Below are 12,775 nucleotides of genomic sequence, written 5' to 3'. Positions count from 1 at the left end.
TCACCCTCCTGTGATACCGCTTCTGCTCAAAGCGGCTTCTTCTTCACCACATTGTACCGCCTTCATGACAGCTTTGGCCTTGTTCCGACATTCCCGATATTCCCTGTACGGGTCTGAATCAATGACGATCCCCGCACCTGTCTGTAAATAGGCAGTGCTGCCTTTAACAGCTAGTGTTCTTATTATAATATTTAATTCCATATTACCGTTATAGTCAATCCATCCAAGGGACCCAGTATAAGGCCCCCGCCGGACAGGCTCTAATTCTTCGATGATTTCCATCGTGCGCACCTTGGGTGCCCCGGTAATGGTTCCGCCTGGAAAAGTAGCCGCAATTACATCTATAGCTGTACGACCTGAGGCTAACTTCCCCTCCACCTGAGAAACCAAATGCATAACGTGCGAATAATACTCGACAGTCAGCAGTTCAGGTACATGCACCGATCCGTATTCGGCAATCCGTCCGATATCGTTACGCTCCAGATCGACGAGCATAATATGCTCGGCGCGTTCTTTTTCGCTTGATAGAAGCTCTGCTGCCATAGTGGCATCTTCATCCGGTGTTAGCCCCCTTCTTCTCGTACCTGCAATAGGTCGGGCGCTCACACGTCCATCCTCCAGCTTCACCAACAATTCTGGCGATCCACTGACGATCCGTAAATCCGGCATACGCAGCATACCCATATAAGGGGATGGATTCAGCAGACGAAGCCATTCATATATATTCTCAGGAAGGGCTGCAAGCGTACGTTGCTGACGAATCGACAAGTTAACCTGGAATACATCCCCTTGGGCAATATATTCCTGCACACGTCTTACGGCCTGTTCAAAATCTTGTTGGCTGAATGCCGCTGTCCAACCTTCAGATTCTTGATGAGCAGCCTCTAATCCTTTTTCGGACAGCCGAGCACAACGGCGAGGATGAGCTGGATCAGTCTCTCCCGCATGTATGATGTTCTTCCACTGAGTCAGCATGCGTTCTGCACGTTGGACCGCTTCGGCATAAAGTTTGCCAAGTATCGATATGGTCTCATCCACCATAAGCTCATTAGCCAAATCAGTCTGGCTACTGAATTCACCGGAGCGGGCAGGATTGGGCATATGAACAGCACAATATATGCAGGATTTTTCGTGATCATAAATCCATAACTCATTCACCCTCATCCATACATAATCAGGTATGCCCGTATCGTCTGCAGCTTGAGATGGCAAACGCTCCAACGAGCGAGCTACATCGTATCCAAGATAACCCGCAAATCCTCCAGAGAAAAAGGGCATGCCAGGTACACGCGGTGCACGGTAAGGAGCGATCCAGTTGTTCATGACTTTCAAAGGTTGACCATGTATATCTCCATGCTTCCCACTTTGCAAGTCAGTCCAAACTGCATGTTCTCCCTTGCCTTCCAATACAGCAACCGGATTTAAGGCCAGATAGGTGTACCTCCCACCTTTAGCGCTCTCCAGCAAAAAGGCATATGGCGACGAATCCTCCCAAGCCTTCCGCCACGATGACGGTAGCCCTCCCACGGGTAATGGGTACTCAGCGATATAGGGAAGTATGCTCCAGCCTTCCTCCTGCCAAACCTGCCACTGCGCCTCCGTCACTCTAGCTGTCGATTTCATCCGTGTGTGCTTCCCCTTCCCAACTTTTCAATAAGTCTACATTCTCTCCTTAAAAAGAAACCCCCACTCCCCTGCAACAGGGAAATGAGGGAATCCTTACGTATAGTATACACAATTACGACATAATTACAGCTCGAAATTGTACAGTGGTGTACTCAGGTAACGTTCTCCATTACTTGGAATAATGACAACGATCCGTTTACCCTTGCCCAATTGCTTAGCAAGTTTCAAAGCCGCATGGACAGCCGCGCCAGATGAAATACCGGACAAAATGCCCTCTTCCTTGGCCACTCTACGTGCTACCTCGAAAGCTTCGTCGTTTTCTACATGAATAATTTCATCATAGATATCACGGTTTAAAATTTCAGGAATAAAGTTGGCACCCAACCCTTGGATCTTGTGGGGTCCTGGCTTACCGCCTGCTAACAGCGGGGAAGAGGCAGGTTCTACGGCCACAACTTTAATATCAGGGAATTCTTTCTTAAGCACTTCACCGGCTCCAGAAATGGTTCCGCCAGTACCTATTCCCGCTATAAAAGCGTCCAGAGTTCCGCCAATGGAATGAATGGCTTCCACAATCTCAGGACCGGTCGTTTCACGGTGAATTTTGATATTAGCTTTGTTCTTGAACTGCTCAGCAGCAAAATAATCCGGATTTTCACTCAGCAATTCTTCCATTTTCTTAACGGACCCGTTCATGCCTTCTGATCCTGGTGTTAACACAAGTTCGGCTCCATAAGCGCGCAACAAATTACGACGCTCTATGCTCATCGTTTCTGGCATAACGATGACTGCCTTATAGCCCTTCGCAGCAGCAACCATAGCCAAGCCGATTCCTGTGTTACCGCTAGTTGCTTCAATAATGGTACCGCCTGGCTTAAGCAGACCTTCACGTTCAGCTTCTTCTACCATACTAATCGCAATACGGTCTTTTACACTGGAGCCTGGGTTCTGATATTCCAGTTTCAAATAGATTTCGGCGCTATCTTCCGGTACGATCCGGTTGAGGCGAACAAGGGGGGTTTCCCCGATAAGTTCGGTGATGTTATTAACAACTTTAGCCATGATAATTCCTCCCTGACTGTAGATGATATATTAAAAAATGCGAAATCATATTGTAGATCATTCTTAGTCAATCAATTTAATTTTGTACCGTTCATTTAATTTCCGATAAAAATAGTGGGTTTTATACGCTAATCATAACAATCTTCAATTCCAATGTCAATACAAGTGAGTAAGCTGCGATGCTGTCAACCCGCGTTATCAGCATCGCGCTTCCTTCAAACCAATATTCTTTCACTACGTTACAGAGAAGCGGAGGATGCATTCTTTTCAGATAAAATACGCGCTCCATACTTATCACGCAGACTCTTCTCAACCTCTTCCAAAGGAGCGGCTTGTGCAAGCGCAAGAGATCGACGAATTTGCTGCCGGATCTGCTGCTTATCCGGAGAATTCTTCAACCGGACATCCTGTACATAAATGACAGCATAGCCATCGTTAACAGAGATTGGACCCGCAACATCCCCAGAGCTTAGCTCTCTCGCCGCCTTCATAATCGCCTCCGGTTGAAATGGATCATATTCATCCACCCATCCCAGCTGTCCACTGCTATCTTTGTCGAAAGGCTTACGTGAATGCTCTTGAATCAGCACATCGAAGCTCTCCCCCTGCTTAACCCGGTCTAGCAGCGCTTCTGCCTCCTCCGCATTATCCACATAAAGAGCTGCCAATTGGATCTGCTTACCGACGGCAAATTCCTCGGGATGCTGCTCCCAATACTCGTCAATCTCAGCTTCCCGAACTTGAATACCCTGCGTAGCTATTTTCTCCAAACCAATCCGGTATTCCGCTTCATTCCGCAAGTCAACCGGATCTAAGCCAAACTGTCGCTGCATTTCATCAAAGTAGGTATGATCTGATTCATACCCTTTACTATCCTGCTCCAGCACCTGCTGTAAGTCCTCTTGGGTGATCTTGATACCGAGACGCTTGGTTTCAGCCTGCACGGCTTTACGATTCAACATTTGCAACAGCGTATTGGTTCCATATCGCTTTTTCAGTTCCGCTACCCACTGTTCCTCCGATATGCCTTCCTGACCCATCTCCGCCACAGTATGATCGCCGTCATCCTTGCTTACATCACCCGGCTTTGACAGCCCCCGAAGCATGATAAGACCACCCAAGGCGGCGACGCTAACGGTCAGAATAATGACAGCTGTCCATAATCCCTTTTCCCGTGTAGTCATCGCTTGCACCGCCCATCCGGTTAGGCTTTGGCTTGATCTAACAGATTTTGCAGCTCATCTTTATTAAACTGATAAGCCTCATTACAAAAGTGACATACGACCTCAGCCTGTCCTTCTTCCTCAATTAACTGCTCTAATTCGCTTTCTCCCAAACTGATCAATGTTTTTTCCACGCGCTCACGTGAACACTCACATTGAAAATGGATATCCAATTCATCGAGAATCCGAACGTCCGGCAACATCCAGCGCAGCATTTCATCAAGTTCCAACCCTTGATCCAGCAAAGCGGTAACGGGCGGAATGGAGCTGACTGCATTTTCGATCGCAGTTATCTCATCATCATTCAAGCCTGGAAGCAATTGAATAATAAATCCACCGGCCACAATAACCGAGTTATCAGTATCTACCAGCACACCCAAGCCCACCGCTGACGGGGTCTGCTCCGATTTGGCAAAATAATAGGTAAAGTCCTCACCCAGTTCACCGGAAATAATCGGAGTACTGCCGCGATACGGTTCTTTTAACCCCAAATCCTTGATGATATGAATGAACCCCTCTGTACCTACAGCACCCGCTACATCCAGTTTGCCCATACTATTGCTCGGCAAATGCACATGTGGTTCAGTAACATAACCTCGCACTTCCCCTACAGCATTGGCATCAACGACGATTTGCCCAATCGGTCCATCACCTTTAACTTGAATGGTTAATCGCTCTTTGCCTTTTAGCATAGAACCCATAATAGCTCCTGCTGTGAGGGTTCGCCCCAAAGCAGCGGTAGCCGTTGGATACGTATCATGTCTTCTCCGCAATTCCTCTACCAATTGAGTTGTCCGAACAGCAAAAGCTCTAACCCTCCCATCCATGGCTGTGCCACGAATAAGTCGATCCTGCTTATTTTCCATATTGATATCCTCCCCTATTCTCCAGGACAGCTATGCTGCTTATTTTCGTTAGTATTGCTCATCATTGAAGCATAATTTCCTACTATATAAACAACCTGCATCGACAGATCACGCGAATTGTTCAAAAACGTAACATATTTCAGTATAGACGAAAAACGCCGCTAATCCAAACCGATAAGATCATCGGTTGGACGCAGCGGCAGCTTATATCCACTTTTTTATTCAGCGTTACGTTGGTAAATGATACGTAATCCTTCAAGCGTCAACATCGGCAACACTTTCTGAATGCTCTCTGTCTCTGATGCGATTAGCTCTGCAAGACCTCCGGTAGCAATAACCGTAGGCTCCGCCTGCATTTCTTCCTTAATGCGCCTCACAATGCCATCCACTTGCCCAGCATAACCGAAGATAATCCCAGCTTGCATGGCATGAACCGTATTACGACCAATAACCTTTTTGGGTTTCTCCAACTCGATACGGGGCAGCTTGGAAGCCCGTTGATACAGTGCCTCTGTCGAAATTCCGATACCCGGCACTATTACACCACCCAAGTAGTTTCCCTTATCGTCAATACAATCAAACGTCGTCGCGGTTCCAAAATCCACCACAACCAGCGGCCCGCCGAACCGTTCGACAGCCGCAACAGCGTTCACGATCCGATCCGCACCTACTTCACGCGGATTCTCATAACGCAGGTTAAGACCGGTCTTGATTCCCGGTCCGACGATTAACGGCGTTTTGCCTATGTATTTATCGCACATTTCTTCTAATACACGGACCAATGGCGGAACGACAGAGGAAATAATAACTCCATGGATGTCATCCTTTAATACGCCACCCATACTAAAAAGATTATGTATGAGTACGCCGTATTCATCTGCGGTTGCCTGTCTGGAGGTACTTATCCGGTAATGGTGCAACAGCTCCCGCCCTTCGTACATCCCCAGAACAATATTGGTATTACCTACATCCACTACAAGAATCAATGGGTGTCACCTATCTTTCTTTGCGTTAAGGTCAAGGCTGATATCCAGACTATGAAAAGAGTATGTCAGCCTGCCTACAGAAATCACATCTACGCCACTCTCAGCCATCTCACGCACTGTATCCAGCGATACATTGCCCGAGGCTTCTGTTTTGACATGTGGTGCCCGTTCCCGAATGAACCGAACGGCTTCCTTCATATCTGGGGCAGACATGTTATCCAGCATAATGATATCCGCCCCAGCTTCCAGGGCTTCCTGCACTTGTTTCATGTTTTCCGTCTCTACTTCAATCGTCATCGTATGCGGTATATTAGCGCGCGCTCGACTCACAGCTTGTTCAATCCCACCTGCGCCCTTAATATGATTATCCTTAATCATAACAGCATCGTACAGGCCAAAGCGATGATTCGAGCCACCGCCTACACGAACAGCATACTTCTCCAGCAGCCGATGTCCCGGTGTTGTTTTGCGTGTATCCACCAAGCGGGTGGACAAACCATGCAATTGTTCTATAAAAGCTCGAGTCCGCGTGGCAATGCCAGACATTCGTTGTAGCAAATTTAACGCCAGTCGCTCTCCAGTCAAAATCGCATGGGTACTTCCATTCACTTCAGCCAAAACGCTTCCCTTTTCAATCCACTGTCCATCGGTCACCAGCGGAGTAAACGACAAGGAAGGGTCCACTACCTGAAATACAAGGGCAGCCACGGGTAAACCCGCAACTACGCCGCTCTCCTTGGCATGAATGACAGCCTTGGATTGGTGGCCCTGCTCAATCGTCCAGCGCGTGGTCACATCGCCAGAGCCCGTATCTTCTCGCACCCAGCTGCGAATTTGTGCCGTCAGTTCCTCCTGATATCCACTAAACTCTCCATAAAGCTCGCTGTTAGATGTCATGAACGTACTCCTCCGTTATCCCTTGATCACGTCGCTGCTGGACATGCTTTCGCCAGGCGCTATCATCTGTCTCAGGAAAATCCTCGCGATAATGCGCTCCCCGGCTCTCCTCACGCAGTAACGCACCATCTGTTACTAATAAAGCACATGTGAGCAAATTGGCAAATTCGATCTCTTCCCGGCTAGCGATCACAGCCCCGAAAATAGGCATTTGCCCTTGCAGCTCATCTAATGCTGCTTGCAGCCCCTCGCCGTGCCGACGAACTCCAGCATAACGAACCATTGCTTCTTGCAGCTTAAGCCGTTGCTCCGTGACGGATGAAGCCGGGAACTCTGTGCGGTTATCGCTATAAGATATCAACGTATGGCCGACCAGCGGTGGCAATGAATGCAGTCGCTCAATAATCCTACTGGCGAATACAATAGCTTCAGATAATGAATTGCTCGCAAGACGATTAGCTCCGTGAACACCTGTAGAAGAGGTCTCCCCGCAGGCGAATAAACGCGCAATGGAGCTTTCCCCGTGTAAATTGGTCTGAACACCACCCATCATATAATGGGCAGCAGGCGCAATGGGAATCCAGTCTGTCGTCATATCCAAACCAAATGACAGACATGTCCGATAAATGGTTGGAAAACGTCGCTTCACCCGCTCAGGCGGCTCATGCGTAATATCCAAGTATACAAACGCAGCTTGGGTGCGTTCCATCTCATGAACGATAGCACGAGCTACGATATCTCTGGGTGCAAGCTCCTGCCGTGAATCATACTTGTCCATGAAGCGTTCTCCGTGAATATTGCGTAACACGGCTCCTTCTCCCCGTACAGCTTCGGAAATTAGAAACCTTGGAGCGCCCGGATGGCACAACGCCGTAGGATGAAACTGTATGAATTCCATATCCCGGACAATCGCCCCAGCACGATACGCCATAGCAATACCATCCCCGGTTGCAATATCCGGGTTAGTCGTATAACGGTATAATTGCCCGCTACCTCCTGAGCACAAAATCGTTGCATTAGCAGTGATATACGACCTTTCCCCACCTGGCTTTTGGACGAGGGCCCCAATACACTCACCATGCTCAGTCAGCAGGTCGACGACCATGCACTCTTCCCACACTTCGATACCGGGATGAGCAGCAACCTGCTTTGACAACGCACGAACAATTTCATAACCCGTAGCGTCCCCATTCGCATGCAAAATACGCCGATGGCTATGCGCTCCTTCCCGTGTCAATGCTAGTTCACCATCCACACGATCAAAAGCCGTTCCCATACGTATTAACTCTTGAATACCACCTGGACCTTCATGGACAAGCGTTCTGACCGCCTCTGGTTCGCACAAACCTGCACCAGCAATCAGGGTGTCCTGCATATGATAAGCAGGTGTATCCTCATCCGATGTGACAGCAGCAATGCCGCCTTGAGCATAACGTGTGTTGCTTTCCATCAAAGTCTTCTTGGTGATCAGCAACACTTTCCGATTCTCTGCAGCCTTAATGGCTGTATATAAGCCCGCAATGCCCGAGCCGATAATTAACACGTCGGCTTCCAATCGGGTCAATTCCGCTACATCAAAATCAACTAGATATCTTGGAATCATGCCTTCACCTGATTTCACAGAAGAATAGCGCACACCATAGGTTCTACAGTATGCGCTCACGTATATGTTCAAAATAATAGAAAGTCGATTGCAGCAGCTGTTGGCTTTTATAAGCTAAGAAGACGACAGCCGTTTATTTAACAATAAATGTACACAACGTTCCGGTGTCTGTCAAATCACGTTAGCAATAATCTTCCATTTAAAAAGCTCCGGAAAACCAATAATACCTGGTTCCCCGGAGCTTGCATATAAGCTTATTCAACTATCCATTGAATGATTAGGTTGTTGTCGGTGGAGTACCACCGGAGTTGCCCGAATTGTTGTCATCCTCTGGCTTTTGCAGATTAGGGATATCATTCGGTTGATCTGTTGTATTCTTAGGCTCTTCATCCTTACCTTGAATACGTACACGGACGTCTCCAATGTTGTCGATCACAGGCTCACCGTTTTCCGGTGTTCCTTCTCCCTCAGTCGTGCCACCATCCAAAGAACCTGTCTCAATCAAACGTTTGATTTGTTCAAGTTCCAAGGTTTCTTCTACCAGCAAGGTTTGAGCAATCAAATGAACCTCTTTGGAATACTTGGTCAGGAGTTCTCTAGCACGCTCATAAGATTCAGTGATGAAACGATTCATCTCCTGGTCAATCTGATAAGCGATCTGATCACTGTAGTTCTGCTCATGACCGATATCGCGTCCAAGGAATACTTGGCCTTGTGAAGTACCGAACTGCATCGGACCAAGTTTCTCACTCATACCATATTCTACGATCATGCTGCGTGCAATGCTTGTTGCTTGTTGGAAGTCGCTATAGGCTCCTGTTCCGATCTCACCAATGAACAGTTCCTCGGATACGCGTCCACCCAACAATCCAGTGATTTTGTCCAGCAATTCCTGCTTGGTTGTCAGCATGCGGTCTTCCTTCGGAAGCATAATGACATATCCGCCTGCACGTCCACGTGGAATAATCGTTACCTTGTGAACCATGTCGGCATTTTCCAAGAAGAAACCAATAATCGTATGGCCTGCTTCATGATAAGCAACAATTCGTTTCTCGCGGTCACTGATTACGCGGCTGCGTTTTTCTGTACCTACGATAACACGGTCGATGGCTTCATCTACTTCTCGCATCGAAATATCCCTGCGGTTACGACGAGCCGCCAACAAGGCAGCTTCGTTCAACAGATTTTCGAGATCAGCGCCTGTAAAGCCTGTTGTACGTTTCGCAATTACGTCCAATTTAACATCCTTCGTTAACGGCTTGTTGCGAGCATGTACATACAATACTGCTTCACGGCCTTTAACATCTGGACGGTCAACCGTAATTTGCCGGTCAAAACGTCCTGGACGAAGCAACGCCGGGTCTAGAATATCCGGACGGTTTGTAGCAGCTACGATGATAATACCTTCGTTTGCGCCGAATCCATCCATTTCTACGAGCAATTGGTTGAGCGTCTGCTCACGTTCATCATGTCCGCCACCCAATCCAGCGCCACGTTGACGTCCAACGGCATCAATCTCATCAATGAAAATGATACAAGGTGCGTTCTTCTTAGCGTTCTCGAACAAATCGCGAACACGGGAAGCACCGACCCCGACAAACATTTCTACAAAATCAGAACCTGAGATACTGAAAAACGGTACTCCAGCCTCGCCTGCAACAGCTCTTGCCAAGAGTGTTTTACCCGTACCTGGAGGGCCCACTAACAGAACACCTTTCGGGATACGAGCGCCCACAGCTGCAAACTTGCGTGGGTCCTTCAAGAATTCTACGACTTCGACAAGCTCCTGCTTCTCTTCGTCAGCCCCTGCCACGTCCTCGAACGTAACCTTCTTCTTCTCTTCGTTATACAGACGGGCTTTGCTCTTGCCGAAGTTCATAACTTTGCCGCCACCGCCCTGTGCCTGATTAAACAGGAAGAAGAACAACAGGAACATGATCACCAAAGGAATGATAGAAGTCAAAAACGTCAGCCAGATGCTTTCGCCTTCCATTTTCTTCTGTACATATTCAAACCCGTTCGTTTCGCTGGCATTTACCAGTTCACTTAGTGCTTGATCCGTTGGTGGAACATATACGGAAAAATTGGTCGATTTAGCATTAGCCGGCTGCTTCTTATATGCACCGGTTACAAGATAGGCGTAACCGTCAAATTGGACCGTTACTTTAGAGATGTTATTAGCTTTAACCTCTTGCCGTAATTGGTCATATCTAGGGAGATCGGAGGCTTCGTTACTGTTACTAACAAACTGAACGATACCCACCACAACTAAAAAAAGAATCAAATAAAAACCAGAATTCCGGATGAACCGATTCATCCCCTACCTCCTCTCGAGACACTTAAGTTATTTTACCATAGCCTGTAAGTCCTTCTCAACAAAGGGCCTTATTTAGTCCTAGGACTGGAGGCTGAGATTAGCTGGTATAGATTTCCGGCTTCAAAATCCCTATGTATGGGAGGTTCCGGTAGTGCTCGGCATAGTCCAGACCATAGCCGACAACAAACGCATCTGGAAGCGTAAATCCAGTATAATCTGCTTCAAGATTAACCGTCCGGCGTGCAGGCTTGTCGAACAAGGTTACGACACATACCGAATTGGCATTACGATTCTTGAGCAGTTCAATCAAATGTGTCAGCGTCAGGCCGCTGTCGATAATATCTTCGACAATCAGAACGTCGCGTCCTTCCACAGATGCGTCCAAATCCTTAATGATTTTGATGATACCTGAGGATTTTGTGGACGCTCCATAACTTGATACAGCCATGAAATCAAGCTCCAATGGCACTGTAATGGATTTAACCAAATCAGCCATAAAGATAAACGCACCTTTCAGTACGCAAATCACCAATGGATTTTTCCCTTCATATTTTACGCTGAGCTGTGCACCCAATTCCTTAATTTTACTCTGAATTTCTTCTTCGCTGATCAATATTTCCTGAATATCATTTTGCAACGGTGTAAACCTCCTAAGTTTATACTATGAAAGCCGTTCCTGTGCAATTACCGGTGCCCCGGACTCTCTCGTCTTTGCCATGACATATATATAACCGAAGACGTGTGCTCTTGCACCGCGGCATGTACAGAACGTCGTACGCCCGGAATCCAGAGAATAGCTCCAGAGTGGTCGCAGACGATGGGAATAACGGAACGCATTGAAGGAGGTATTTTTTCATTAATAAAAATATCTTTAACCTTTTTTCTTCCGTTTAATCCCATTACATACATGGTATCTCCAGGTAATCGCGAGCGTACAGTCAAAGGCAGACTCAATTGATCTGCGTCGAACCACGCTTCCTCCTTATTGGCCGGATGATCCCCATCCAAATAGGAAGCCCTTCGCCACCGGAGTATACCACCCGCTTCAGGCAACTCTAGCTCACCGGAAATAGGCAATACACTTAGTCCATAGCACCATTCGCCCATAACGACTTGCGTACGGTCAAACAAAACCGCTTGGTCATATTCGCGGACTCCAACCGCACCGCCTCCCAAATCCAAACTCCATGTAGACGATGCCTCTTGGAGAAGTCTTAGTCGAACGGTCTCAATTTTACGAAAATCAAAATTTTCACTGTCCGAAGGCAGATAATTTAATATTAGTTTAATCAACCTCCGTTGTAAAGCAACGGGTAGCTTACGGTATGAAGCGATGGGAAACATGTACCTGCCATTATCCAAGCTCACCATTTTCTCGTATGCTGACAGCGTAGATGCCTCCATAAAGTCATTTTCGTCAGCCATCGTTTCGGCCAGCCGGTTCAAGGATGGTGTCAGTCGCTCATTATATTGCCCCAAAAAAGGAAGCACATCCATGCGGATGGCGTTACGGCGGTATTTGGACGATAAATTAGTGCTGTCTATCACGTAGGAAAGACCATACAAGTTACAAAACTCAATCAGGTCAGCCTTGTACATACGTAGCAGCGGGCGAATGAGTTGCACATTTTTTTCATTGCGTGCCAAACGCATACCCGCCAAACCTGCTGGGCCGCTACCACGCAGCAAGTGCAAAAGAACTGTTTCGGCTTGATCGTCGCCGTGGTGAGCCATTGCAATATGCTGTGCTTCCCACTTTGTAGCCATATCATGTAAAAAGCTGTAGCGCAGCTCGCGTGCTGCTTCCTGTGGTCCCTTACCACTCTCCTTCATATAAGCGGGTACATCGACCCGAGTCATTTCAAATGGAAGTTCAAGCTTTCGGGCAATATTGCGTACCACTTCAGCCTCCGCATCCGATTCCTCTGGTCTGAATCCATGATGAACGTGAGCGCAGACGAGTTGTAAAGGCATATGTATAACGGATATTTCATGTAAAATGTGCAAAAGGGCCACCGAATCCGGCCCACCGGATACAGCAACCACAATGCGGTCTCCGGGGCTCCACAGTGAATGATCTCGCGCCAAGGCGAGCACTTCCTGTACAACACCGGTCGGTTTTGTTGTTCCCATTCCCGACCCTCTTTTCTCCCTACCGTAAAAATGATGATCATCTGTTATCTTATGTAAGTCAT

10 protein-coding genes are annotated in these 12,775 nt (G+C 47.6%); all 10 read right to left on the bottom strand.

Annotated elements, in window-relative coordinates:
• Entirely contained in the window at nt 1-1,623 is a 1,623-nt protein-coding gene (locus MKX46_RS15815) for an anthranilate synthase component I family protein (RefSeq protein WP_029514631.1), read from the bottom strand.
• 126 nt (nt 1,624-1,749) lie between these two features.
• Nucleotides 1,750-2,688 (bottom strand): cysteine synthase A, encoded by a 939-nt coding sequence (gene cysK, locus MKX46_RS15810; protein WP_029514630.1) that lies wholly within the window; start codon nt 2,686-2,688, stop codon nt 1,750-1,752.
• Between the two features lie 239 nt (nt 2,689-2,927).
• Nucleotides 2,928-3,872 (bottom strand): peptidyl-prolyl cis-trans isomerase, encoded by a 945-nt coding sequence (locus MKX46_RS15805; protein WP_029514629.1) that lies wholly within the window; start codon nt 3,870-3,872, stop codon nt 2,928-2,930.
• Nucleotides 3,873-3,892: 20 nt separating this feature from the next.
• The gene (gene hslO, locus MKX46_RS15800) at nt 3,893-4,777 is read right to left on the bottom strand and encodes an Hsp33 family molecular chaperone HslO (RefSeq protein WP_025718327.1); all 885 of its coding nucleotides are present in this window, start codon (nt 4,775-4,777) and stop codon (nt 3,893-3,895) included.
• 218 nt (nt 4,778-4,995) lie between these two features.
• Complete coding sequence (locus MKX46_RS15795; RefSeq protein ID WP_039274025.1) at nt 4,996-5,763, bottom strand: type III pantothenate kinase; 768 nt, start codon at nt 5,761-5,763, stop codon at nt 4,996-4,998.
• 6 nt (nt 5,764-5,769) lie between these two features.
• A complete protein-coding gene (nadC, locus tag MKX46_RS15790; RefSeq protein WP_341071452.1) occupies nt 5,770-6,660 on the bottom strand; it encodes a carboxylating nicotinate-nucleotide diphosphorylase in 891 nt (296 codons plus the stop codon).
• Nucleotides 6,650-8,263 (bottom strand): L-aspartate oxidase, encoded by a 1,614-nt coding sequence (gene nadB / locus MKX46_RS15785; protein ID WP_341071451.1) that lies wholly within the window; start codon nt 8,261-8,263, stop codon nt 6,650-6,652. Before nadB ends, nadC begins: the two co-directional genes overlap by 11 nt.
• A gap of 277 nt (nt 8,264-8,540) precedes the next feature.
• The gene (gene ftsH, locus MKX46_RS15780; protein ID WP_029514626.1) at nt 8,541-10,580 is read right to left on the bottom strand and encodes an ATP-dependent zinc metalloprotease FtsH; all 2,040 of its coding nucleotides are present in this window, start codon (nt 10,578-10,580) and stop codon (nt 8,541-8,543) included.
• 97 nt (nt 10,581-10,677) lie between these two features.
• Nucleotides 10,678-11,217, bottom strand: coding sequence for a hypoxanthine phosphoribosyltransferase (gene hpt, locus MKX46_RS15775; RefSeq protein ID WP_023986447.1), 540 nt, complete (start codon nt 11,215-11,217; stop codon nt 10,678-10,680).
• A gap of 47 nt (nt 11,218-11,264) precedes the next feature.
• On the bottom strand, nt 11,265-12,713 hold the full coding sequence (gene tilS, locus MKX46_RS15770; protein WP_029514625.1) for a tRNA lysidine(34) synthetase TilS: 1,449 nt from the start codon (nt 12,711-12,713) through the stop codon (nt 11,265-11,267).
• Nucleotides 12,714-12,775: the final 62 nt, after the last annotated feature.

The sequence above is a fragment of the Paenibacillus sp. FSL P4-0113 genome, assembly GCF_038009305.1.
Lineage (GTDB): Bacteria > Bacillota > Bacilli > Paenibacillales > Paenibacillaceae > Paenibacillus > Paenibacillus polymyxa_D.
The sequence above is the reverse complement of the archived record's forward strand: the minus strand, read 5'-3'. Positions and strand labels throughout refer to the sequence as shown.

Coding starts and splice junctions, on each gene's coding strand:
- MKX46_RS15815 (WP_029514631.1), bottom strand. CDS start 1,623: ATGAAATCGACAGCTAGAGTGACGGAGGCGCAGTGGCAGGTTTGGCAG.
- nadB (WP_341071451.1), bottom strand. CDS start 8,263: ATGATTCCAAGATATCTAGTTGATTTTGATGTAGCGGAATTGACCCGA.
- ftsH (WP_029514626.1), bottom strand. CDS start 10,580: ATGAATCGGTTCATCCGGAATTCTGGTTTTTATTTGATTCTTTTTTTA.
- nadC (WP_341071452.1), bottom strand. CDS start 6,660: ATGACATCTAACAGCGAGCTTTATGGAGAGTTTAGTGGATATCAGGAG.
- MKX46_RS15805 (WP_029514629.1), bottom strand. CDS start 3,872: ATGACTACACGGGAAAAGGGATTATGGACAGCTGTCATTATTCTGACC.
- hslO (WP_025718327.1), bottom strand. CDS start 4,777: ATGGAAAATAAGCAGGATCGACTTATTCGTGGCACAGCCATGGATGGG.
- cysK (WP_029514630.1), bottom strand. CDS start 2,688: ATGGCTAAAGTTGTTAATAACATCACCGAACTTATCGGGGAAACCCCC.
- tilS (WP_029514625.1), bottom strand. CDS start 12,713: ATGGGAACAACAAAACCGACCGGTGTTGTACAGGAAGTGCTCGCCTTG.